Origin of the sequence: Acinetobacter piscicola (genome assembly GCF_002233755.1) — a bacterium.
Classification (GTDB): domain Bacteria; phylum Pseudomonadota; class Gammaproteobacteria; order Pseudomonadales; family Moraxellaceae; genus Acinetobacter; species Acinetobacter piscicola.
This window is the reverse complement of record NZ_NIFO01000001.1, coordinates 1-21,579: the sequence shown is the minus strand read 5'-3', so window position 1 is coordinate 21,579 and position 21,579 is coordinate 1. Positions and strand designations below refer to the sequence as shown.

General features: G+C 37.1%; 19 protein-coding genes, 1 tRNA gene and 1 pseudogene. 10 read left to right on the top strand and 11 right to left on the bottom strand.

Translation table 11 applies throughout. From position 1 onward, the window contains the following. Positions 1–136 precede the first annotated feature (136 nt). A complete protein-coding gene (locus CDA10_RS05030; protein WP_089604387.1) occupies positions 137–1,609 on the bottom strand; it encodes a capsule assembly Wzi family protein in 1,473 nt (490 codons plus the stop codon). A gap of 227 nt (positions 1,610–1,836) precedes the next feature. Further along, positions 1,837–3,363 (bottom strand): lysine--tRNA ligase, encoded by a 1,527-nt coding sequence (lysS, locus tag CDA10_RS05025; protein ID WP_089604386.1) that lies wholly within the window; start codon positions 3,361–3,363, stop codon positions 1,837–1,839. A gap of 198 nt (positions 3,364–3,561) precedes the next feature. Here lysS and CDA10_RS05020 point away from each other — a divergent pair, with 198 nt between their 5' ends. Continuing rightward, positions 3,562–4,170 (top strand): hypothetical protein, encoded by a 609-nt coding sequence (locus tag CDA10_RS05020; protein WP_228704594.1) that lies wholly within the window; start codon positions 3,562–3,564, stop codon positions 4,168–4,170. Between the two features lie 80 nt (positions 4,171–4,250). Here the strand turns inward: CDA10_RS05020 and CDA10_RS05015 are convergent, their stop codons facing one another. Continuing rightward, on the bottom strand, positions 4,251–4,691 hold the full coding sequence (locus CDA10_RS05015; protein ID WP_089604384.1) for an SRPBCC family protein: 441 nt from the start codon (positions 4,689–4,691) through the stop codon (positions 4,251–4,253). 299 nt (positions 4,692–4,990) lie between these two features. Between CDA10_RS05015 and CDA10_RS05010 the strand changes: the two genes are divergently transcribed. Beyond that, the gene (locus CDA10_RS05010; RefSeq protein WP_089604383.1) at positions 4,991–5,494 is read left to right on the top strand and encodes a YqiA/YcfP family alpha/beta fold hydrolase; all 504 of its coding nucleotides are present in this window, start codon (positions 4,991–4,993) and stop codon (positions 5,492–5,494) included. Between the two features lie 302 nt (positions 5,495–5,796). Here CDA10_RS05010 and CDA10_RS05005 read toward each other — a convergent pair whose 3' ends face one another. After that, positions 5,797–6,342, bottom strand: coding sequence for an adenine phosphoribosyltransferase (locus tag CDA10_RS05005; protein WP_089604382.1), 546 nt, complete (start codon positions 6,340–6,342; stop codon positions 5,797–5,799). Positions 6,343–6,874: 532 nt separating this feature from the next. On the opposite strand from CDA10_RS05005, the gene rubA reads away from it, so the two are divergent. From rubA to oxyR, 4 genes are all read left to right on the top strand, one after another. Then, a complete protein-coding gene (gene rubA / locus CDA10_RS05000) occupies positions 6,875–7,039 on the top strand; it encodes a rubredoxin RubA (RefSeq protein ID WP_089604381.1) in 165 nt (54 codons plus the stop codon). Between the two features lie 212 nt (positions 7,040–7,251). Beyond that, a complete protein-coding gene (locus CDA10_RS04995; protein WP_089604380.1) occupies positions 7,252–8,442 on the top strand; it encodes an NAD(P)/FAD-dependent oxidoreductase in 1,191 nt (396 codons plus the stop codon). 63 nt (positions 8,443–8,505) lie between these two features. Beyond that, complete coding sequence (estB, locus tag CDA10_RS04990) at positions 8,506–9,444, top strand: esterase EstB (RefSeq protein WP_089604379.1); 939 nt, start codon at positions 8,506–8,508, stop codon at positions 9,442–9,444. 13 nt (positions 9,445–9,457) lie between these two features. Then, positions 9,458–10,369, top strand: coding sequence for a LysR family transcriptional regulator OxyR (gene oxyR / locus CDA10_RS04985; RefSeq protein WP_089604378.1), 912 nt, complete (start codon positions 9,458–9,460; stop codon positions 10,367–10,369). Between the two features lie 100 nt (positions 10,370–10,469). Here the strand turns inward: oxyR and ppk1 are convergent, their stop codons facing one another. Both ppk1 and mtgA read right to left on the bottom strand, forming a co-directional pair. Further along, positions 10,470–12,548: a polyphosphate kinase 1 gene (gene ppk1, locus CDA10_RS04980; protein ID WP_089604377.1), complete on the bottom strand. Its 2,079-nt coding sequence runs from the start codon at positions 12,546–12,548 to the stop codon at positions 10,470–10,472. 128 nt (positions 12,549–12,676) lie between these two features. After that, positions 12,677–13,351, bottom strand: a complete 675-nt coding sequence (gene mtgA / locus CDA10_RS04975) for a monofunctional biosynthetic peptidoglycan transglycosylase (RefSeq protein ID WP_089604376.1) — start codon at positions 13,349–13,351, stop codon at positions 12,677–12,679. Positions 13,352–13,425: 74 nt separating this feature from the next. On the opposite strand from mtgA, the gene CDA10_RS04970 reads away from it, so the two are divergent. Further along, complete coding sequence (locus tag CDA10_RS04970) at positions 13,426–14,238, top strand: rhomboid family intramembrane serine protease (RefSeq protein WP_089604375.1); 813 nt, start codon at positions 13,426–13,428, stop codon at positions 14,236–14,238. Positions 14,239–14,381: 143 nt separating this feature from the next. Here the strand turns inward: CDA10_RS04970 and CDA10_RS04965 are convergent, their stop codons facing one another. The 3 genes from CDA10_RS04965 to CDA10_RS04955 all read right to left on the bottom strand — a co-directional run bounded on the left by CDA10_RS04965 (position 14,382) and on the right by CDA10_RS04955 (position 18,415). Then, positions 14,382–14,750, bottom strand: a complete 369-nt coding sequence (locus CDA10_RS04965; RefSeq protein WP_157909345.1) for a hypothetical protein — start codon at positions 14,748–14,750, stop codon at positions 14,382–14,384. A 324-nt stretch (positions 14,751–15,074) separates the two neighbouring features. Continuing rightward, the gene (locus CDA10_RS04960; RefSeq protein ID WP_089604373.1) at positions 15,075–17,666 is read right to left on the bottom strand and encodes an ABC transporter permease; all 2,592 of its coding nucleotides are present in this window, start codon (positions 17,664–17,666) and stop codon (positions 15,075–15,077) included. After that, on the bottom strand, positions 17,666–18,415 hold the full coding sequence (locus tag CDA10_RS04955) for an ABC transporter ATP-binding protein (RefSeq protein WP_089604372.1): 750 nt from the start codon (positions 18,413–18,415) through the stop codon (positions 17,666–17,668). Before CDA10_RS04955 ends, CDA10_RS04960 begins: the two co-directional genes overlap by 1 nt. Before the next feature lie 56 nt (positions 18,416–18,471). On the opposite strand from CDA10_RS04955, the pseudogene CDA10_RS04950 reads away from it, so the two are divergent. Further along, positions 18,472–18,855, top strand: a pseudogene (locus tag CDA10_RS04950) (arylesterase); the annotation flags it as partial. Between the two features lie 157 nt (positions 18,856–19,012). Next, on the top strand, positions 19,013–19,441 hold the full coding sequence (locus CDA10_RS04945; protein WP_089604370.1) for a hypothetical protein: 429 nt from the start codon (positions 19,013–19,015) through the stop codon (positions 19,439–19,441). Positions 19,442–19,487: 46 nt separating this feature from the next. Here the strand turns inward: CDA10_RS04945 and CDA10_RS04940 are convergent, their stop codons facing one another. Continuing rightward, positions 19,488–20,156 carry a class I SAM-dependent methyltransferase gene (locus tag CDA10_RS04940; protein ID WP_089604369.1) on the bottom strand — a complete coding sequence of 223 codons (669 nt, stop codon included), beginning with the start codon at positions 20,154–20,156 and terminating at the stop codon, positions 19,488–19,490. A gap of 313 nt (positions 20,157–20,469) precedes the next feature. Then, positions 20,470–21,318 carry a bifunctional methylenetetrahydrofolate dehydrogenase/methenyltetrahydrofolate cyclohydrolase FolD gene (gene folD, locus CDA10_RS04935; RefSeq protein WP_089604368.1) on the bottom strand — a complete coding sequence of 283 codons (849 nt, stop codon included), beginning with the start codon at positions 21,316–21,318 and terminating at the stop codon, positions 20,470–20,472. A gap of 152 nt (positions 21,319–21,470) precedes the next feature. Here folD and CDA10_RS04930 point away from each other — a divergent pair. Further along, a tRNA-Cys gene (locus CDA10_RS04930) sits at positions 21,471–21,544 on the top strand. The last annotated feature ends 35 nt before the right edge of the window (positions 21,545–21,579 follow it).

Below are 21,579 nucleotides of genomic sequence, written 5' to 3'. Positions count from 1 at the left end.
AAGCAAGACTTGTAAAACAACTCAAGCTTTGAGGGTAGGAATAACTTCTTTAACTAAGGTTTATTAAAGAAGCCAATTCATCCTAAGATTTCAACAACATACTGTATATACCTAGAATTAGGTATTTTTCGCTTATTTAATAACCAATTAATGATTTATCTAATGGGATTTCAACACCAATAGAAACACCACCATCATTTCCATGTAGATCAGAATCACTCACCCAACCATTAATTTTCAATGGCAGTGTCGGTTTAATATAATGCGTCCAAGTCACATCAAGCGCTTTAATTTTGTCATTTTCAGGAAATGCTAAATTAATTTGGTCTGTACCAAATTGACTTGCTGATTGGTTCACTTTGGCATACATCGCACGGCCAGATAAACGGTTCATCACATCAAAGCGAATATCTCCACCGACAGAAACCATCTCGCCATCACCACCCATCGCATGCCCAAGTGGGAAGCCATGTTGGTAAAAACCATCTGTATAAATATGGTGATTATACGAGATACCGCTTACGTCACCATTAGTGGTCGTATCAACCCATTCTGCATAAAGTTGGTACGGTAAGTTTTTAAAACTTGAAGAATAATCTACACCAGCCAAATACATTTTTTTCGATGGTAATAAACCTGCTTCATCTTCACCAACATATTGTCCATAGAAACTTACAGGAACATTCAATAATTGTTGTAGATTCAAACGTGCATCAAAGCCAGCGATTTGATTTGAAGCATTTCCTTCACCAGTACAGGTACTATCATTACATTCATTATCTTTACCAATAAATGCATTCCAATAAGCTCTAAAACTACCAGGTTGACCTTCACCATCAATTTGAGAAATACGTGATGCACCCAACTCTAGATAAGGAAGCGGTTGTGCAGTTAAACGTAATCCAAATAATCGAGCATCTGGTACTGCTGTATAATCATCCAATTGACCACCAAAGGCTTGATACTGCCATGGACCAATCCAAGATAACCATGGTGTTTCAAAAGCTTTCTGCTCTGCACGTTGCACAGTAAATCCATAAACTGGACGGCTTGCATCACCACGAATCAAACTACCATCATGTCCAGGGCCCCAATATGTGGGAATTTGACCTGCAATCACCCATTGATTCCACAACTTTCCTGCAATGTACGAACCTTCGACATTCACATCGTGACCATTGTCGATTAAAGGATCTTTTTCTCCATTTACACGAAGCTTAGCATCCCAATTTGCACCACCCGCATTAAACTCTAAAGTGCCAACATATTGCGCTTTAGTGTCATCACCGAAAGCTTGTGGAATATTTTTTTGATCAGACTCTGCAAACAAACCTAACTTTGCTGTTTGATTGTCCGTTTTTAATGCATTTTGAATAGAATCAATAACTTTTTGTTGTGCGTTATTTGAAATTTGAGCTTGAGACAAAGCACGTTGAATTTCATCACCACTCATTGGCCAAGTCGATGTGCTGATTTGAATCACACCTTGTTGGTTTAACCAATTTAAATCTGTACGAATATCTTCATTGTTCAATACCATACCTTGTGCAAACACAGGCAACGACATTCCAAATAATACAGCAGCATAAAGTGATTTTCTTAAATACATGCACTTCTTTCTCATATTTAATTTACGGTGACACAGTAATTTCTTTGTGCGAATTTTGCAATGATGAAATTGTGTTCTTACGCAAACTTTTATTCAAGATACCTTAGATAAACATTATTCTTTCTCAAAAAAATAAAGCGAACTCAGTCATAAGATAAAAAACCGAGTGAATCAATTCACTCGGTTTTTTATGAAAATAGCAAATCTATTTTAAAAATAGATCACTATTAATTTTTATGGCGCATATGCGGGAACAAGATTACATCACGGATACTTGGTGCATTGGCAAACAACATGACCAAACGATCGATACCAATACCCTCACCTGCAGTCGGCGGTAAACCATATTCTAAAGCTTCGACAAAGTCTGCATCATAGTGCATTGCTTCATCATCACCTGCATCTTTTTCTTCAACTTGCGCTTGGAAACGTTCGGCTTGGTCAATTGGATCATTTAATTCTGAGAAACCATTGGCAAGCTCACGACCACCGATGAAGAACTCAAAACGATCTGTAATATGCGGATTGTTATCATTACGGCGCGCCAATGGAGAAGTTTCCGCTGGGTATTCTGTAATGAATGTCGGTTGACGTAGTTTCGTTTCAACCGTTTCTTCAAATACGATCGTTTGAAGTTTACCCAAACCAAAGCCCGGTTTTACTTGCTCTTTCAATTCTTCTTTAATAAATTTTGCCAAGAATTCACGATCCGAAACATTTTCAGGTGTAAAGCTTGGGTTATTTTCAAGAATGGCATCAAACATTGAAATTTTCTTATATGGCCCTTTGAAGCTATACACTTCTTCACCATACGGCACGTCTGTAGAACCTAAAATATCGACAGCCAATTTTTCAAGCATGCTTTCAGTTAAAGCCATTAAATCTTTATAGTCAGCATAAGCTTGGTAGAATTCAATCATGGTGAATTCTGGGTTATGACGCGTTGAAACACCTTCATTACGGAAATTACGGTTAATTTCAAAAACGCGCTCAAAACCACCCACCACTAAGCGTTTTAAATAAAGCTCAGGTGCGATACGTAAGAATAATGGCATATCCAATGCATTATGATGTGTTTCAAAAGGACGTGCAGAAGCACCACCTGGAATCACATGCATCATTGGTGTTTCAACTTCCATAAAACGTTCATTGCTTAGATATGAACGAATACCAGACACTACTTTTGCACGAATCTCAAAAGTTTTACGTGTTTCTTCATTCACAATTAAGTCTAAATAACGTTTACGATATTTAACTTCAGTGTCATTCAAACCATGAAACTTATCAGGAAGTGGACGAAGTGATTTTGTCAGTAATTCAAAATGTTCAATATGTACATAAAGATCACCTTTGCCTGAACGACCAAGATAACCTTGAACTGCAATAATATCACCAAGGTCTAAACTTTTAACTGTTTCAAGCACTTCAGGAGCAAGTTCTTTACGCGGTACATAAAGTTGAATACGACCTGTCATGTCTTGGATCACAATAAATGAACCACGGTTCAACATAACACGACCCGCTACAGAAACATGAACTTGTTCACCAGCTTCAATTTCTTCTTTAGATTTATCAGCAAATTGCTCTTGTAAATCTTGCGCATAATGCTCACGCTTAAAGGTGTTTGGCCATGGACTTACACCTGTTTGCTTTGCTTGATCTTGTATTTGCTTTAACTTGGCATGACGCTGCGCAATTAAATCGTTTTCGGAAATGTGTTGTTCAGAAGTCGATTGAGCGTTATTTTGCGTCATCTCTGCCTCGATTAAATTAAAAAAACGGAAGTTGCATAGCATAGCAGATTTACAACATAATGCGTATGCATATAACACAACGATCAATGTAAAAATTAAAAAATCATGAATAAAAATCGGCAAGGATTCGCCCAAAGTATCATTTTCACAAGCATTTTATTGTTTTCCACAGTAAGTTCTGCGGAAAAACGTATTGTCATGAGTAATACTAAAAAAGATTTGCCCACCAAAATTGAAACCACCAATATCAAAAATCAGGGCTATATTTGGCAATTAGAAATCACACCCAAACAAAATTCTCAGCAAACACATGTAAAACTGTTAAATCCAAATCCTGAAAAGTCCATTCTCAATACCAGAGCCATAGAAATTGCTAAAAAAATGAGCTTAGAGAATTTACCTCTCGTCACCAATGATTTTAAAAATAAATCACTGAATATAGATGAAGAACAAATCGCTTTAACCAAATATTATTATGGTAAATACATACTTTTTATCAAATTTCCAGAAACGGTACTCTATGCGGTCAAACCTAATTTTTCACAATTACAAAGCTTGTTAGAGCCATTTTGTACGCAAAAAAATCAAGCTAAACTGGACGCTCGAGAAAATATCAGCATCAATGCTAATTTTTTAGTCGATTTTAATGGCAATATACAACGCATTCACTACTCACCTGCAATCAATAGCAAAATGCGCCCAATCTTAGAACCCTTATTGAAAAGGATTCGTTTTTACCCTCGAAATGAGAATGGCATACCCAAATCATTTTCAATAGAACAGCCAATAATCATTCAGTGCCAATAAGTTGAGCTTTGATTTGAACTAAAGGTTCGCTATTAATATTTGCTATTGATGATTCGACAATTAAGATTCAACAATAATCACTATTTTTCTTCAGCCAACTGCTTGATCACAGCAAAACCTTGCTGAAAACCACAATCCATAATCTCTTTATATTGCTCTGAGGTTTCAACTTGAGCAAACAAATGCGTCACGCCATTATTTTCAGTTAAAAAATATTGTTCTAAACCACCACAGCCTTGTTGTGCATCTTCACTGCTACGATCAACAACACCATTCTTTAAGATGCCTTGTTGTTGAAATATAACCTTTTTGAACTGCTCTAATTCAGTAATCGTTGCAAGCATGCCATCACCACTTGCATCTAGGAACAAAGTTTCACCACCAATTTTCCAGTCAGATTGCATACGCGAACTGGGGGAGAAAAAGCGTGTCCACTGCGAATAAGTATGTGTATCCCACATCACATTCCAAACTTTTTGCGCATTTGCATGAATATCGATTTCATATTGTAGAGTGACCATCAATTCACCTATGAATATACCGCTATAATTATCGAGATTAACCTATCCGGTATATAGATTGATTATTTTTTGTTAAAACAAGATAAAAATATGTGAACACTATTTATGATAATTAATAAAATTCAATAGATTAGAATAAGAATAGAGATGCTTAGACCAAAAGCTAAGTTATAAAAAAGTCGTCGCTCAGTACAATAAGCTGAGAACAAAATAGTTGAAATGTAAAGTTTTAACATTTCTAAATTATGACTATTTCACTCTTTACGTTAAGAAATAAAGACAGTTAGAAAGTGATAAAAATGATGAGTAACCATTCTAAGATTTTATTTTTACATGGATTAGATTCATCCAAAGAATCTACCAAGTTCCATGCCATAGATGCTGAAAAAAAGTATTGTATAGAAGTCGATTATCGAAACCTGAATTTTAAAACCGTTGAAAATTTTTACCACGACACGATTGAAAAAATAAAACCTGACTTGTTGATTGGACATAGCTTAGGCGGTTATTGGGCACTTAGAATGTCCCAGTTTCATCGTATTCCAACCATTATCGCCAATCCAAGTCTAAGTCCAGATTTTCGAACAGATTATCCAGCAATCAATGAACATGATTTGGAACATGACATTCCACAAATTGCCTATATTGAACTGGGTGATGAAATCCTAGATATGTATGCAGCAACTGCACTACTCGAAACGTATATGCAAATCGATGCTGTTGAAGGTGGACATCACCGTTTGGCACAACCTGAAAATTTAAATCGACTGATTGAATATATGGAACAAACCTTTATTCTGTAAATAAGTTACTGTTTTAAATAAAGCGATAGCCCCCTTATACACTGTAATGCCAGTCAGTTAAGCATTTTTAATCCTTCCCCTTGCGAAGCAATGCTTCTCACCTTTGAAAAAAGGAGGGATGAGCAGCAATGCTGTTCATCCCCCTCTTTTGCCTTGCGCCATATATGGCTCAGAGTTAGGGGAGATTTATCAATCAATAATAAGAAAATTACGCTTAACTGATCAGCATTACTTATACACTGAATATAAGAGGTTCTTCATTAGAATCTATTTTCAAAACGATTTATCAAATATTAACCGTTTTAAGCAACAGCTTGCGCTACAGGTTTAGAATTTTCATCTAAAACTGACCAAACTTTCATACCTAAATCTTGATGTAAATCAGGTAAATCTAGAAAAATACTTGCACCAAGTACGGTATGCTCACATTTGTGCATCAACTGTTTTACAGCTTTTAATGTACCACCTGTCGCCAAGACATCATCCACGATAATGACTTTTTGCGGCTGAATACCCGCCGACATTTCCAAACGATCTAAACCATATTCCAAACTGTAGCCAACACCGACTACTGGTGGTGGTAATTTGCCAGCCTTACGTACTAATAATAAGCCTTTACCTGTACGTTGTGCTAATAAACTTGCCAAAACAAAACCACGTGCTTCAACTGCAACAAAACTTTCCACTTCAGCTAATTGTTCTGCTGGGATTTTTGCAATTAAAGCATCAGTCAATTCAACAAGATTGTTCATAAACAAAGGTGTTAAATCATAAAAACAAATACCCGGTTTTGGGAAATCTTGGACAGTACGAATACCTGACCACAATAAAGTAGACATTTTCATCATGAAGGGAGATTGAAAGAGAAAAATAATATGTGAATTTTAACGCTTTTCCAGCTAAAAAAACAGCAACACGTTCAGCTGAGCTTTTATGCAATGATTTAAGTGTTTGAAAATTCATGACACATTTTTAGATAAAATAATGGGGATATAAGGTATGCATTTAAAAATCTATTTGGAATAAATTGAAGATATTCTCAATTCGCTTAGGTAGAAATCATCTTTTTGAAAATGTTTTAAAATCAAATCATTTGTTATGAAATTTTAATCTTTTTTACTTATAGAAGATCGAGTATCAGTAAATTGTCAGACAATTATTTCCAAAATTAGCCCAAACAACACAGCTTTTGTCCTTCTGAGCCATTCAGCTTTGCGCTTAGTGAGATAAACTCCGATATTTACTTTACTTTAGACACAGAACTGCGTAAAAATTTAGAAAAATATGTACACCTATGAATTGCATATTATTTGAGTCAAGCAGTAGATGGAATTTTACTGGCAGAATAAACAAATTACCTGTCAGATATCGGAGAGTCAGATGAAAAAATATCAGTGCATCGTTTGTGGTTGGATCTATGACGAAGCAGCAGGTTGGCCACAAGATGGCATCGCAGCAGGTACCAAATGGGATGACATCCCAGATGACTGGACTTGTCCAGACTGTGGCGTTTCTAAAGCCGATTTTGAAATGATAGAAGTCTAAAAAATGAAGTAGAGACCATGTTTACATGGTCTTTTTTTACGAATAATTCAAAATTCATTTTTTATTCACCCCTTAAGACTTCTTCGCTTTAAATAGATTGAACAGCCGATCTCTATCAGATCATCCGCCATTAAGTTTTATTTTAAATATTATTGTTAATATAAAGCGAAGAAGTCGATCATAATGACAATTCAATCCGCATGGAGAAAAATATGAAACCGATCATCATCGTAGGCTCTGGCATGGCAGGCTATACCCTCGCAAGAGAATTTCGTAAATTAGATACTGAACAAGAGTTAGTGATGATTTGCGCTGATGATGCGGTGAATTATGCTAAACCGACTTTATCCAATGCCTTAGTTGGGAAAAAAGCACCTGAACACATTGGTTTAGGCGATGCTGAAAAAATGAGTACGCAATTGAATATGCGTATTGAAAAAGAGACATGGGTAAAATCTATTGATGTAGCCAACCATCAATTGGTTATAGAACAACAAGGTCAAAGTTCAACACAAGAATATTCAAAATTAATCCTTGCCGTAGGTGCAAATCCAATCCGTTTAGCGATTGCTGGGGATGGTAGTGACGATATACATGTCGTCAACTCGTTGATGGACTATCGTGCATTTAGAGAAACTTTAGACAATTGTAGTACGGGTGAATGTGAAGATAAACGCGTCGTCATCCTTGGCGCAGGCTTGATTGGTTGTGAATTTGCCAATGATTTACAAAATACAGGTCATCAAGTGACGGTAATCGATTTAGCACCACAACCTTTAGGTCGCTTACTACCAAACCATGTTGCTCAAGCATTTCAAGAAAATCTAGAAGAATCTGGGATCAAGTTTGCACTTGGTACAACGGTTGAAAAAGTATCTAAATCTGATCGTGGCTATATTGTATCGCTTGCAAATGGTCAATCTTTACTTGCAGACGTCGTTCTATCTGCAATTGGTTTACAACCCAATACAGCTTTGGCAAAAGATGCAAACATCAAAACCAGTCGTGGTGTAATTACCAATACACTATTGGAAACCAATCAAACTGATATTTTTGCCATTGGGGATTGTGCGGAAGTGAATGGAACATTGTTGCCATTTGTGATGCCAATTATGCAACAAGCACGTGCTTTAGCAAAAACATTAAGTGGTCAAAGCACCAATGTACATTACCCTGCTATGCCAATTGCAGTGAAAACACCTGCTGCTCCGCTGACTGTTCTCCCAGCACCAATGGATGTTGACGTGACTTGGGAAAATGAAGAATTTGATGACGGTATGTTGTCTAAAGCGATTGATGCAAATGGCACACTGCGTGGTTTCGTGTTATTAGGTGCGACAGCAGCTAAACAACGTTTAACGCTGACAAAACTCGTTCCAGACTTGATTCCTGCATCAGTTTAAGGTTTAAATAGGAAGGAATATTTTTTAAACAAAAAGTATTCCTTGTTTGATAGGAAAATAACAATGAATAGCGCGCTTCAATTTCAAAGCTCACCATATACCTCATTTATGCAAGAATCCGCGGTGGATTTAGGTAATGGTATTCAATTACACATTGAAGCAGGCGGAAATCCAGATCATCCAACAGTGATCTTGATTATGGGATTGGGTGCGCAAATGTTATTTTGGCCAGATTTCTTTTGTAAATCTTTAATTGACCAAGGTTTTCATGTTATTCGTTTCGATAATCGTGATATTGGTTTATCGTCTAAAGTCAGACATAAAGGCCCACGCCTGAATGCAATTAAATTAATGAGTCGTTTTGCCTTAGGTTTACCCAATGATGGTGCACCTTATAACCTATATGACATGGCAGATGATGTTGCATTGCTGATTGACCGTTTAGGTATAGATAAAGTACATATTATCGGTGCTTCAATGGGCGGTATGATTTCACAGATTCTCGCAGCAAAGTATCCTGAAAAAATTGAAAAGCTTGGTTTATTGTTTACCAGTAATAACCAACCCTTATTACCACCTCCTTTTCCGAAACAATTATTTAGTCTGATTGGTAAACCTGAATCACGAGATGAGGATGGGATTGTCAATCATTCTTTAAAGGTATTCCGTCTGATCGGTTCACCAGGTTATATCAACCAAGTGGATGCAATTCAAACTGCACGTAAATTATATCGTCGTAGTTATCATCCAGCGGGTGTACTTCAACAGTTTTTAGCAATATTATGTACAGGCTCCTTACTTAAATTGGATAAACAAATCGAAAAACCAACTTTAGTATTACATGGCTCTAAAGACCGATTATTACCTCCAAGCCATGGTAAGGCAGTAGCAAAAGCAATTACAGGCGCTAAATTTGAATTAATTGAAGGAATGGGGCATGATATGCCACCGCATTTTATTCCTCAGATTAGTGGATTATTTGCACATCATTTTAAATCATAAGCATTAGGACACTATGGCTGCATTACCATCCCTAAGACAGCTGTCATATTTAGTGACATTGTCTGAGACGTTGCACTTTACTGAAGCAGCGCGCCGTTCGTTTGTAACTCAGTCCACTTTATCGGGTGGAATTATGGAGTTAGAACGTTTATTGGGTGGCGTACTCGTTGAACGTGATCGTCAAAATGTACGCTTAACACCGTTAGGTGAACAAGTTGTTGCCCGAGCCCGTGTTCTACTCGCAGATGCACAAGACTTAATGCGTTTAAGTCGTGAAATGAGTGAACCGCTCACTGGTGATTTACATTTAGGTATCATTCCTACGATTGCTCCATTTCTTTTATCAAGACTTTTGGAAGAAGTGCATAAGCAGTTGCCTAAAATCCAATTGCATTTACACGAAGCTCAAAGTGAGAAAATTGTAGAGAAGTTAGAGCACGGTAATCTTGATATGATTATGCTTGCACTTCCTTTCGATACACGTGGTTTAAAAGTTGCTGAAATTGCGAAAGAACATTTATTTTTAGTTTGCAACAAAGCAGACCAAAATGCAGTCAATGCAAAAAGCTTAGATGATCTTGATTTGTCGCATTTAATGCTGCTTGAAGAAGGACATTGTTTACGTGACCATACTTTAAGTGTTTGCCCAATTGGCGAACGTAAAAATGATCATCGTTTAAAAGCAAGCTCTTTACCAACGCTTGTAGAAATGGTGAGTTCTAACTTAGGTTATACCTTACTTCCTGAAATTGCTTTGCATGCGCATATGCTCAAAAGTAATGACCAGCTTGTGATTAAATCTATTGAAAATGCGCCAACACGCACATTGGCTTTAGTGACTCGCAAAAGTACGCCTCTACAAAGTGAATTTGATGTATTGGTACAGATTTTACAAAAGATTACTGCAAATTTAGGTCAATACTAAACCTATCTGCAACAAGCATAAAAAAGGAGTCATGATTGACTCCTTTTTTATGCTTAATCAAATATTTAATATGATTTTAAATACTTGATTATTGAATTTATTATTTAAAATATTCAATCAAAGTTTGTTGTGCATTATGCGCAACTTCTCCATCTTTTAACTGAGAACGAATCCAAGTTCCGTCTCCTTGAAGCAACCAAGCTTGAGTATTATCTTTTAAATAATTCACTAAACCATGCTGATAAATTCGCTTTTTCAATGCAGGATCTTCAATCGGAAAGCAAACTTCCACGCGATTAAATAAGTTACGATCCATCCAGTCTGCACTTGAACAATAAATACGTGAATTACCATTATTTCCAAAATAATAAACACGTGTATGTTCAAGGAAACGCCCAACAATTGAACGAACACGGATATTTTCAGAAAGATTAGGCAAACCTGGACGTAGACAGCAAATTGAACGAATAATTAAATCAATTTGCACACCCGCTTGAGAAGCTTCGTACAACTTGTTGATCAATTGAACTTCGCTCAATGCATTCACTTTGACAATAATTTGTGCAGGTTTACCCGCTTTCGCATTGGCAATTTCATCATCAATAAAAGAAATAAGTTGTGCATGCAAGGTAAACGGCGCATGTAGAAGTTTTTTCAACTTCGCCATTTTCCCCATACCAGTGAGCTCTTGGAAGATACGATGTACATCTTCACACAGTTCTTTATCTGTGGTCAGTAAGCCATAGTCTGTATAAATACGTGCATTGGTTGCATGGTAATTTCCCGTACCCAAATGCACATAACGCACTAATTTATTATTCTCACGGCGAACCACTAAAATCATTTTGGCATGGGTTTTATAACCCACAATACCATAGACCACCACTGCCCCAGCTTCTTGCAAAACATTGGCAACAGCAATATTCGACTCTTCATCAAAACGAGCACGTAACTCAATGACAGCCGTGACTTCTTTACCATTACGTGCCGCTTCAGCAAGGACTTGAACAATTTCTGAATCTGCACCACTACGATAAAGTGTTTGCTTGATTGCTAAAACTTGCGGATCGCGTGCTGCTTCACGCAATAAATTAATCACCGGTGCGAAAGATTCAAATGGATGATGTAAAAGAATATCTTGCTTCTGCATTGCAGAAAAAATATTTTCAGTCTTTTTTAAAACTTTTGGTAATGAAGGTACATGCGAGTCATAACGCATATGTGGACGTTTGAAATTGGATACTAAACGTGCCAAATTCACAGGTCCATCCACTTTATAAAGTTGCTCGTGTTCTAAATCGAATTCTTCTAGTAGATATTCATAAATATGCTTAGGACAATTTTGCGTTACTTCTAAACGAACTGCTCGACCAAAACGACGTGAACTCAACTCACCTTTCAAAGCTTTGGCTAAATCTTCAACGTCTTCATTTAATGCCAAATCTGCATTACGTGTTACACGGAACTGATAACAGCCTGTCGCTGTCATCCCTGGAAATAAATCAGAAACATGTTCATGAATAATCGCAGATAACATCACAAAATGTTCTTTGCCATCTGTTAGCTCATCAGGTAAACGAACTACACGTGGTAATGAGCGTGGCGCAGGTACAACGGCTAAATCAATTTGACGACCAAACGCATCTTTACCTTCCAGAGTTACGATAAAGTTTAAACTTTTGTTCACTAGACGAGGAAATGGATGTGCAGGATCTAAACTAATCGGCGTTAAAACAGGTGCAACTTGTTCTTGAAAGTATTTTTTAATCCAAACAGATTGTGCAGGTGTTAATTCTCCACGACGCAGAAAACAAATGTCTTCTTCACGTAGTTTGGGGAAAATTTCTTCATTTAAAATACGATATTGGCGTTCTATTGCTTCATGCGTCGTTTTAGAAATTTGCTCTAAAACTTGTTTTGGCGTGAGGCCATCTGGCGTACGACTTTCATTCCCTAAAGTCAATTGTTCCATTACACCTGCAACACGAATTTCAAAAAACTCATCCATATTACGAGAAAAGATCAATAAGAAATTCATACGTTCAAGTAAGGGATGCAAAGGATCAACCGCTTGTTCTAAAACACGTAAATGAAAATCTAAAATAGACAATTCACGATTTATATATCGTTCGTTATAAGCATATTCTGTAGGTGTTGTGGTCGCCACTGCGCTGTTCATGCAATAAACCTGCATCAATAAATGTCATGAAACTAGTATGCTTCAAATTTGTGACAATTTCATAAAAAAAGCACAAAGATTTGCGCTTTTCTTACTTTGAAAATAAATATTGATTGGATAAAAATACGCTAATCTGGAATACGTGTATAACGCATATATTTTAAAACCATACGTTTACGATATTGCAGTTTAGAGTCGTCTCGATGATCTTGATAATACTTAGGATTGGGTAACAACACTGCTAAAAATGCGGCTTGTTCACGGCTCAAACTCTTGGCACTTCTGCCAAAGTAATGTTGTGCTGCAGCTTCAACACCATAAATGTGATCTCCAAACTCAACCGAGTTCATATAGACCTCTAAAATGCGTTGCTTGGTCCACATGCGTTCCATCATGGTTGTTGCGATGGTTTCCTGTCCTTTGCGAATAAATGAACGGCGATTATAGAAAAATAAATTTTTTGCCAATTGTTGTGAAATGGTTGAGCCACCTGCAACCACTTTATCTTTCTTTAAATTTCGTTGTAATGCATCTTCAATCCCATCCCAATCAAAACCGTGATGATCTATAAATTTCGCATCTTCAGCAGCAACAATCGCATGTTTAAAATGATCACTAATCTCATCATAATTGCGCCATTGATGTTGAATCGGTTTAAAATCAGAAAAATACGTCCAACGCATAAACATCGTAGTTTCAACATCATGGGTACGCCAATACACCAAACTAGAGAAAATCCACAGCTGAATCATAATCAAAATACTGATAATAATTAACAAACCACGAACAATAAAAGCTTTCATGTCAGCAGGTTACTCCGAAAAATTTGGCATTTCATGCTAAGCTAAATCCATTCTATAAAAAGTACAGAAATTGCATGTCTGATTATCAAGAAAGTCCATCCTACGCACAACCTCGCAATAAGATAGAAAAAGTAACCTTGTTATTGATTTCTATCAATGTAGGGTTATTTGCTTTGCAAGTTCTATCAGGTGTCAATATTACTGACCCAAGCACTTTAGATGCATTACGTTGGGGAGCAGATTATGCACCTTTAACCTTCCTAGAGGAACCTTATCGTTTATTTAGTAGCATGTTTTTTCACTTTGGTATTCTCCATCTCATGATGAATATGTGGGCACTCTTTGTATTTGGCAATGTTGCAGAGCAAACTTTCGGTCGTGTTTATTATTTCAGTCTTTATATTTTGGCTGGGTTAATCGGTAGTTTACTCAGTGGTTATCTTGATATTCGCAATAGCTATGAACTTCTACAAACTTTTGATCCTAAACTGATTCCACGTGTATCTGCTGGAGCATCAGGTGCAGTTATGGGCTTAGGGGGTGCTTTAGCGGTGCTTTCACTATTCCCTCCTACCGAAAATCAAAGGTTTATTTTAGATAAAAAAGCACTTTTAACGATCCTTGCGATTAACTTGGCTTTTGGTTTCTTTGCTTCTGGTATTAATAACGCAGCACACATTGGCGGCATGTTGATGGGCGCGGTCTTAGCACTGGTTTGGTATATCGCTCAACGTGTCAACGCAGGACAGATTGCCAATATTATGATTATTTTATTTGGCATCGGTTTAACTTATACCGTGTATTTGTATTGCCAAAATCTGATTGAACCAATTACCCCACTTTGGCAAGAAGCGATTTCACAAATGCGTAGTCAATTGAAGTTTTAGAAAGCTTCGTTATCAAAATATTATGGTCTTCTTAATGGTTCGACACAGCTATATAAAAGATCAAAACTTCGCTTGATTTCTCGAAATGGAATTTACATCTTGAGTTGATATTCCATTTCTATTTTTCCAAGTCCATATCTATGTTAATGAAAAACTTTTGAAATCTTTAAAATAACAAGAGGTGTAAAAAATCCTTTAAGTTGTATTTGTATATTAAATTGATGACCACCTGAAGATACATTTTGCATGTAAATCATTCTTTTCATTATGATGCTTGCATGATCCAAAAATAAACCTTTGATTTCTTGCTGATTAAACTTAAATTTCACTGATGAGCTTTCATTAAAAACAATTTCTATGGGCAAATGACTCTGCGGTAGATCGATATGAATCACTTTGCCATGTAATTCAGCAAATTTAAGTTTCGTTTTAAAATAAAAGGGCTCCATTCCATCATCTATCTTCATAAAATATGGAAAACGATTTAAATCGCCATAATTCTTTTTATTCAACCAAAAAACCAATGACACAAAGATAGACAATGCAACCCAATAATAGATCATCCCCAATGCATTCAAATAGAAAAGTATCAGGAAAATAGCAAGTACGGGATAAAGAGCTAAGCTTTTATTACTGGTAAACTTGTCTTTAAACTTATGAAAGAACATTAAAATATGTGGAAAAAACTCTAACAGGATCCACTGCATAGCTGTATTCCTATAAGCTTTAAATTTTTGATTTTATCTGTGGCTGCATCAATATTATTTCAGTCTTTATTTTTGCAATTTAATACAGCCACATAGAAGTTATTCATTTATAAATCTATTCAACACTTATCAATTCAACTCCCTCAAACTTTGTAAAGGAGGAATTTCCGACAAATAACTCAGGCGATAACGACCGATCAATGCGCATAATAGCGCCATCAGTACAAGTAAAATAACCCAAATTTCCCAATGCAATTGTACAACCATGTCCATTCGATAACTTGCGATCGCACTAATCACTTCTGCAAAGAAACACGATACGATTCCTGCCAATAAACCAATAAAACCAATTTCCAAACTCATCATATTCTTTAATTGACGTTTAGAACTACCAAAAGATCGCATGAGAGCGACTTCTCTTTTACGCTCATCCATCAACAAATTAATACATGCGATCAGAACTAAAAAGCCCGATAGACTGACCAACACCGCAAGTACCGTGATAATCTGTACCAACACTGCAACTAATCGTTTAATCTCATCAAAAATTAATGACACATCTATAAAAACAGTATTTGAAAATTGCTGAATCAGATTAACCATTTTGGCTTTTTCAGTAGCTGGTACGTAGAAACTCCCTAAATAACTCCCTGCATTTTCATCCAAAGTATTGGGTGTAAAAATAAAGAAAAAGTTCGGACTAAAACTTTGCCATTCTACTGTTCTTAAATTCACCACCTGTGCCTGTAATCGTCCTTCTGGCAAACTAAAAGTCAAACGATCACCAATTTTGATCCCTAACTCATTCGCCAATTCTGCTTCCACAGAGACTTGTCCAACCTTCGTCAGTTTGGCATTTCCTGAAACAATCACATTGTCTTGTGGATATTGATCCGTTTGAGTCAGATTCAACTCACGGCGAAGCGAATTACTCTTTTTGATCAAATCTGCTGAAAAGGCTTGATCATTTTTGGCGATGAGTCGACCTTTGACATTGGGATATAAAGGCGTGCTTTTCCAATGTTGTTGTTCAAGTTGCTGCTTAAATGCATCAAGCTCAAAAGGAGGTAATCCGTAAATAAACTGGTTCGGTGTTCCTTCAGGTAATTGTTGCTGCCAACGCTCCAATAAATCTGTGCGTAATACCGCCAAAACTGTAATTAAACTCAGTCCCAAAGCCAATGCTGTAATTTGTAATGCGGTTTGTGATGGCGTGCGTACATAGGCTGAAAGCTGATTCCGCATTGATTTTAAAGTTTTTAGAATCAACCAAACGATTCCAAACAACAAACCTGTGAGAACTACAACAGCCCCCATCACCAATGCCGTTAAAACGATATTTTCAGTTAAAACAAGACTAAAAATAATCAGACTGATCAGTCCTGCCGACATCATCCACACAATTGAACGTGCAGATTTTTCTTGCTGACGAATCACTCGAATTGGAGGTGTACTGAGCAATTGCCATAGACTTGGAAAAATAAACCCAATCAAAACAATTGCACTGGTGAAAATCGCAATCGGTAAAGGGCCAAGCAACATTTCAAAAGCAGAAAAGCTTAATTCAAGATTTGGAATCATTTGCAACATCAATTGCAGTAAGGAATAACCGAGAACCAATCCTAAAATACTTCCGATCACGATTGCGATAACAATCACAACAACAAGTAATCCCAAATACGTTTGGAAAATTTGCTGTTTGGTTGCGCCCATACAACGCATCAATGCAATATGATCTTGGTTTTGCTGTACATAACGCTGACTGGTTAAAGCAATTGCTAAACCGCAGAGTAAAATGGTTAAGATATTTGCTAACTGTAAGAAAATATCTAAATTTTCAATCGGTTTGAGTAAGCGAGAATTTCCATCATTGGCATTACGTAGTCTCAAACTGGTTTGATCTTCCAAATCTGACTCTGCACTTTGCATTGCCTGAGCGGATTGATCCGTTGCCGTATGATCGGTTGGCTGATCCTGCTTTTGAGTAACACCTTGATCTTTGGCAATCTGATTCTGTTCTAATGGCTTTGTATTTGCCTTTAGATCATTCAGTTTTTCTTGTTCTTTAAAGGCTTTAAATCGCTGTTGGTATGCCGTTACAGCTTGAGGCTCACCCGCCATCAATAAACGATATTCAACACGACTACCAATTTGAACCGCATTGGTTTTAACCACATCGGCTTGAGAGATAATCACGGTTGGCGAAAAAGCAGAGAAACCTAATTCTTGATTTGAGTCCTGTTCAATAATACCCGTCACTTTAAACTGACCATCGGCAATTTGAACAGAATCACCCACTTTAAGTTTTAACAATTCTTGAGCACGTTTACTTAACCATACTCCACCACTTTTTAATTTTTGTTTAGGTGAAATCGTTAACTCGCCTCTCAGCGGGAAAGCACCATCAATTGCTTTCACATTCACCATAACGAATTGATCATGGGTAGATGCCATAGAACCGAACATGGTGACATGTGACTGTTTTAATTTAAGTTCATCCGCCTGCTTTAACCACTGTTTTTCAATTGGATAATTATCATTTAGTACTAAATCAGCTGCTTGCATTTTGGCAGCTTGTAAAGTCACAGCTTGTTGCACTTGATCATTACTAAACTTGAGTGCTGTGGTCGCACTAATCGCCAAACTTAAAGCAATAATCAGTAAATAAATACCTGATGTCGCAAAACTTTGCCTGAATAATGGCTTAAACAAAGTAAACATTACACAACCTCACCTGTCTGAGTGAATTGAGAATGTTCAATCAATACACCATCTTTCAGTTCATAATGACGTTGGCATTGTGCAGCCAATTGCGGATCATGTGTAACCAGAACCAAGGTTGTACCCAATTCTCTATTTAAATCAAAAAGTAATTGTTCTATTTCATGCGCTGTATGCTCATCAAGATTACCCGTCGGTTCATCTGCAAAAATAATTTTAGGGTCAGAAATCAAAGCTCTAGCGATCGCGACACGTTGTTGCTCACCACCTGAAAGTACTTTAGGTGTTTGCTGACTTTGACGCTCCAAACCTACTTTTGCCAATAATTTTAATGATTTATGTTCAGCTTCAAGATAATTAAAGTCTTTCTGTATGCGCAAAGGCAACATCACATTTTCAAGCGCAGATAAATGTGGAAGCAATTGAAATGACTGAAATACAAAACCAATATGTTTAAGACGTACTAATGCACGCTGCTCTTCATTCAGCTTCTCAATTGATTCACCACAAACCGTGAGTTGTCCTGAACTGGCTTGATCTAAAGTGGCAAGAATCCCCAATAAAGTGGATTTTCCAGAACCTGAACGGCCTGTAATCGCAACTTGCTCGCCTGTATAAATATTGAGGTTTAAATTTTCAAAAATTGTAAGCGTTTGATGTGGTAATTCTATCTTTTGTGTCAGTTGCTGTGCAGAAATTATCACTTGTGGCATGATGGGAGAGATTGAATCATCCTGAACCTTAGACATCTGAAAGTACCTTACTATGCAAATCAAAAAATGGTTAAATTTGAAAATGATGAAAAGCGCGGTTGCCAAAACTCTTGCAAACTTACAAACCAGATGTTGTGGTGATTGAATTGGGTGGAAATGATGGCTTACGTGGTCAACCGCCTCAAATGATCCAAAAAAACTTAGCGCAATTGATTCAACAAAGTCAGCAAACTAAAGCCAAAGTGGTTTTATTAGGGATGAAAATACCGCCCAACTACGGCACAGCATATAGCAAGGCGTTTGAAAATAACTATCAAGTCTTAAGCCAACAATACAAAGTTAAAATGTATCCATTTTTTATGAATGGTATTGCAGGCAATAAGGATTTAATGCAAAAAGATTTGATTCATCCTAATACAGCAGCACAAAAGATTTTACTGGATAATGCTTATCCGTTAATTCGAGGGGCGTTGTAAAACTCAGCGCATCACTCTTTATATTGAGTAAGTAATATACAATGAAATGCCTGCTCTCCTTATGAAAAGACGAGTATCATTACACAAGACAATGTTCGTGAATTGATCTGAGAGCTATGGCATACTAAAAATAACAACAACACCGAGATTTGCAAAAATGAAAAAGATCACTTTATTAGGATTAGGTTGTATTATTTTAGGTTTAGCTGCGTGTCAAACTACGCCGCGTCAATATAACGGTGCTACAGGCTATCAAATCGAAAATCAAAGCTCAAACAGCGCCACACTCGCTTATACCTTATCTGGTCGTGCAGATCGTGATTTAGATGAAGATAAATTACAACGTGCTTGCAAAAAAGTTTTAGGTGAAAATAAGGCTTATAAAATTTCTGTTTTAAGTGTGAATGAAATTATTAACCCGCAAGTCGTGAGTAATGACCAGAAAGGCGTTCAACTTGGTCATAGCCGTACATCATTTGGGCTTTCAAATACACCGAATTTGAATAACAGTGAAGATTATGCAACACGTCAAGCCTTAGAAACTCGTCCGAGTACTTTGCATGTGGTTCGTTATACTTGTTCTTAATATTCTTAATAATAAATATGTTCTAAATCCAATTTATAAGACGCTTTCACAGCGTCTTATAAAAACTTACATTTCTAAATTCTTTAGCTTCATCTAAATCAGGCCAAGTTGTTGCGCTACGCTCATCCAGTTTTTGATAATGTGGATGGCTAAAATTTTTCACACGACTATCTGCAACCCAAATTTCTGGAGCAAATTTTAAAAATTCATCTAAGAAAAAACGATTGCATTGATCATATAAAACATCTGCTGCAAGCAATACATCTACCTGTTCTGCCTTATACAAATCATCTAAATATTCGAGCTCAACATTGTTTAATAATGCATTTTCACGACATGCATCTAAACTCACTTGGTCAATATCACAGCAAATCACGCGTTTAGCACCTGCCATTTTTGCAGCAATTGCAACTACACCTGAGCCTGCGCCAAAGTCTAAAACCACTTTATCTTTGACATGATGCGGTTCTGCAAGTAACCACTGTGCCATTGCAAGCCCTGATGCCCAACAAAATATCCAATACGGCGTATCATTCCAAATGCGACGAATCACTTCATCATCTAAACGATCTGTTGGAAATACTGGTGGAATCAGCCACAGTGAAATAGATGTTTCAGGCAATTGCTGTGCAATAAGCTCGCAATTTGGAATCACGTCATGCAAAGCTTTTAGCAAATGTTCAGGGGCTTTAACAAATTGAAAAGTACAACTCATGAATAAATAACCACAATTATTATTCTAATACTTAGGAAATAAAGATTAATCCCAATATTCGATACACGGAAACGTCATCCGCTATTGTTCGAGACAGGACTACATTTAATTAAAAATGTTTCTGCGAATCATTCATCGAAATGATGGTAGTGAACGAGTTCAGCGGATGACAATGGTTTTGCCTACTTTTGTCAAAACAAAAGTAGGTCGAGCCTGAGTTAAGTTAAAGCACTGCTTTAACTGTAACGCAAGACGTAGTGGCTAATCCCTAAATAAAAATTTTAGATGTAAGACTCTGGCATAAAAAGCTTAATCAACCCAAAGCCTTTTCAGCTGCTTCCACAGTTTGACGAATTAACGTTGTAATCGTCATTGGCCCTACACCACCTGGAACAGGCGTATAAGCAGAAGCGACCTCTTCAATACCAACCAATTGAATATCACCTACACCGCCACCATCACGTGGATGGAAACCAGCATCGACCACCACAGCACCTTGTTTAATCCAATCTTTTTGAATAAGTTCAGCCTTACCTACAGCGCCGACAACGATATCCGCTTGTTTAACCAATTCTGCAAGATTTTGCGTACGTGAATGACAAATCGTCACAGTCGCATTGGCTTGTAACAACATCATCGCCATAGGCTTACCAAGAATCGCAGAACGTCCAACAACAACGGCATGTTTACCTGCAATTTCGATATTATATTCTTTCAACGTTGTCATAATGCCCGCTGGTGTCGCAGAACCATATGCTGCTTCACCCATTGCCATACGACCAAAACCTAAGCAAGTCACGCCATCAACATCTTTTTCAAGTGAAATAGCATCAAAACAAGCACGTTCATCAATTTGTTCAGGCACAGGATGCTGTAACAAAATACCGTGAACGTCTGGATTGGCATTTAGCTTTTCAATTTCTGCAAGTAATTGTTCAGTTGTCGTTTCTTTACCGAGTTCAACTTTAAGAGAATCCATACCTACACGGCGGCAAGCATTACCTTTCATACGTACATAAGTTGCAGATGCACCATCATCGCCGACCAAAATGGTCGCTAAAATTGGGGTACGACCTGTTTTTGCTTTTAAAGCTTCAACACGAGTCAACAAGTCTGCTTCAATTTGTTTCGCTAATGCGCGACCATCTAATACCAATGCCACGGCACATCTCCAAGGTAGATATGAATCAATTTTGCAAATAATACATGATTATTTGAACATTTTTATTCTATATGCCGAATTTATGTGCATATGCATGAATTATAGTATTGTTTTTTTTTCAAAGGTTGCTAATATGTGCATCACCAAGACATGGCGGGGTGGCAGAGTGGTCATGCAGCGGACTGCAACTCCGTGTACGCCGGTTCGATTCCGACCTCCGCCTCCAATCTTGTAAAGCCCGAGTGGTGAAATCGGTAGACA

Bases quoted from the DNA above. Each gene is read 5' to 3' on its own strand.
- CDA10_RS05020 (WP_228704594.1), top strand. From the start codon at position 3,562: ATGAGTAATACTAAAAAAGATTTGCCCACCAAAATTGAAACCACCAAT.
- CDA10_RS05015 (WP_089604384.1), bottom strand. From the start codon at position 4,691: ATGGTCACTCTACAATATGAAATCGATATTCATGCAAATGCGCAAAAA.
- CDA10_RS04955 (WP_089604372.1), bottom strand. From the start codon at position 18,415: ATGTCTAAGGTTCAGGATGATTCAATCTCTCCCATCATGCCACAAGTG.
- CDA10_RS04970 (WP_089604375.1), top strand. From the start codon at position 13,426: ATGTCTGATTATCAAGAAAGTCCATCCTACGCACAACCTCGCAATAAG.
- CDA10_RS04960 (WP_089604373.1), bottom strand. From the start codon at position 17,666: ATGTTTACTTTGTTTAAGCCATTATTCAGGCAAAGTTTTGCGACATCA.
- oxyR (WP_089604378.1), top strand. From the start codon at position 9,458: ATGGCTGCATTACCATCCCTAAGACAGCTGTCATATTTAGTGACATTG.
- CDA10_RS04940 (WP_089604369.1), bottom strand. From the start codon at position 20,156: ATGAGTTGTACTTTTCAATTTGTTAAAGCCCCTGAACATTTGCTAAAA.
- mtgA (WP_089604376.1), bottom strand. From the start codon at position 13,351: ATGAAAGCTTTTATTGTTCGTGGTTTGTTAATTATTATCAGTATTTTG.
- CDA10_RS05005 (WP_089604382.1), bottom strand. From the start codon at position 6,342: ATGATGAAAATGTCTACTTTATTGTGGTCAGGTATTCGTACTGTCCAA.
- lysS (WP_089604386.1), bottom strand. From the start codon at position 3,363: ATGACGCAAAATAACGCTCAATCGACTTCTGAACAACACATTTCCGAA.
- estB (WP_089604379.1), top strand. From the start codon at position 8,506: ATGAATAGCGCGCTTCAATTTCAAAGCTCACCATATACCTCATTTATG.
- CDA10_RS04995 (WP_089604380.1), top strand. From the start codon at position 7,252: ATGAAACCGATCATCATCGTAGGCTCTGGCATGGCAGGCTATACCCTC.
- rubA (WP_089604381.1), top strand. From the start codon at position 6,875: ATGAAAAAATATCAGTGCATCGTTTGTGGTTGGATCTATGACGAAGCA.
- CDA10_RS04945 (WP_089604370.1), top strand. From the start codon at position 19,013: ATGAAAAAGATCACTTTATTAGGATTAGGTTGTATTATTTTAGGTTTA.
- CDA10_RS05030 (WP_089604387.1), bottom strand. From the start codon at position 1,609: ATGTATTTAAGAAAATCACTTTATGCTGCTGTATTATTTGGAATGTCG.
- ppk1 (WP_089604377.1), bottom strand. From the start codon at position 12,548: ATGAACAGCGCAGTGGCGACCACAACACCTACAGAATATGCTTATAAC.
- CDA10_RS05010 (WP_089604383.1), top strand. From the start codon at position 4,991: ATGATGAGTAACCATTCTAAGATTTTATTTTTACATGGATTAGATTCA.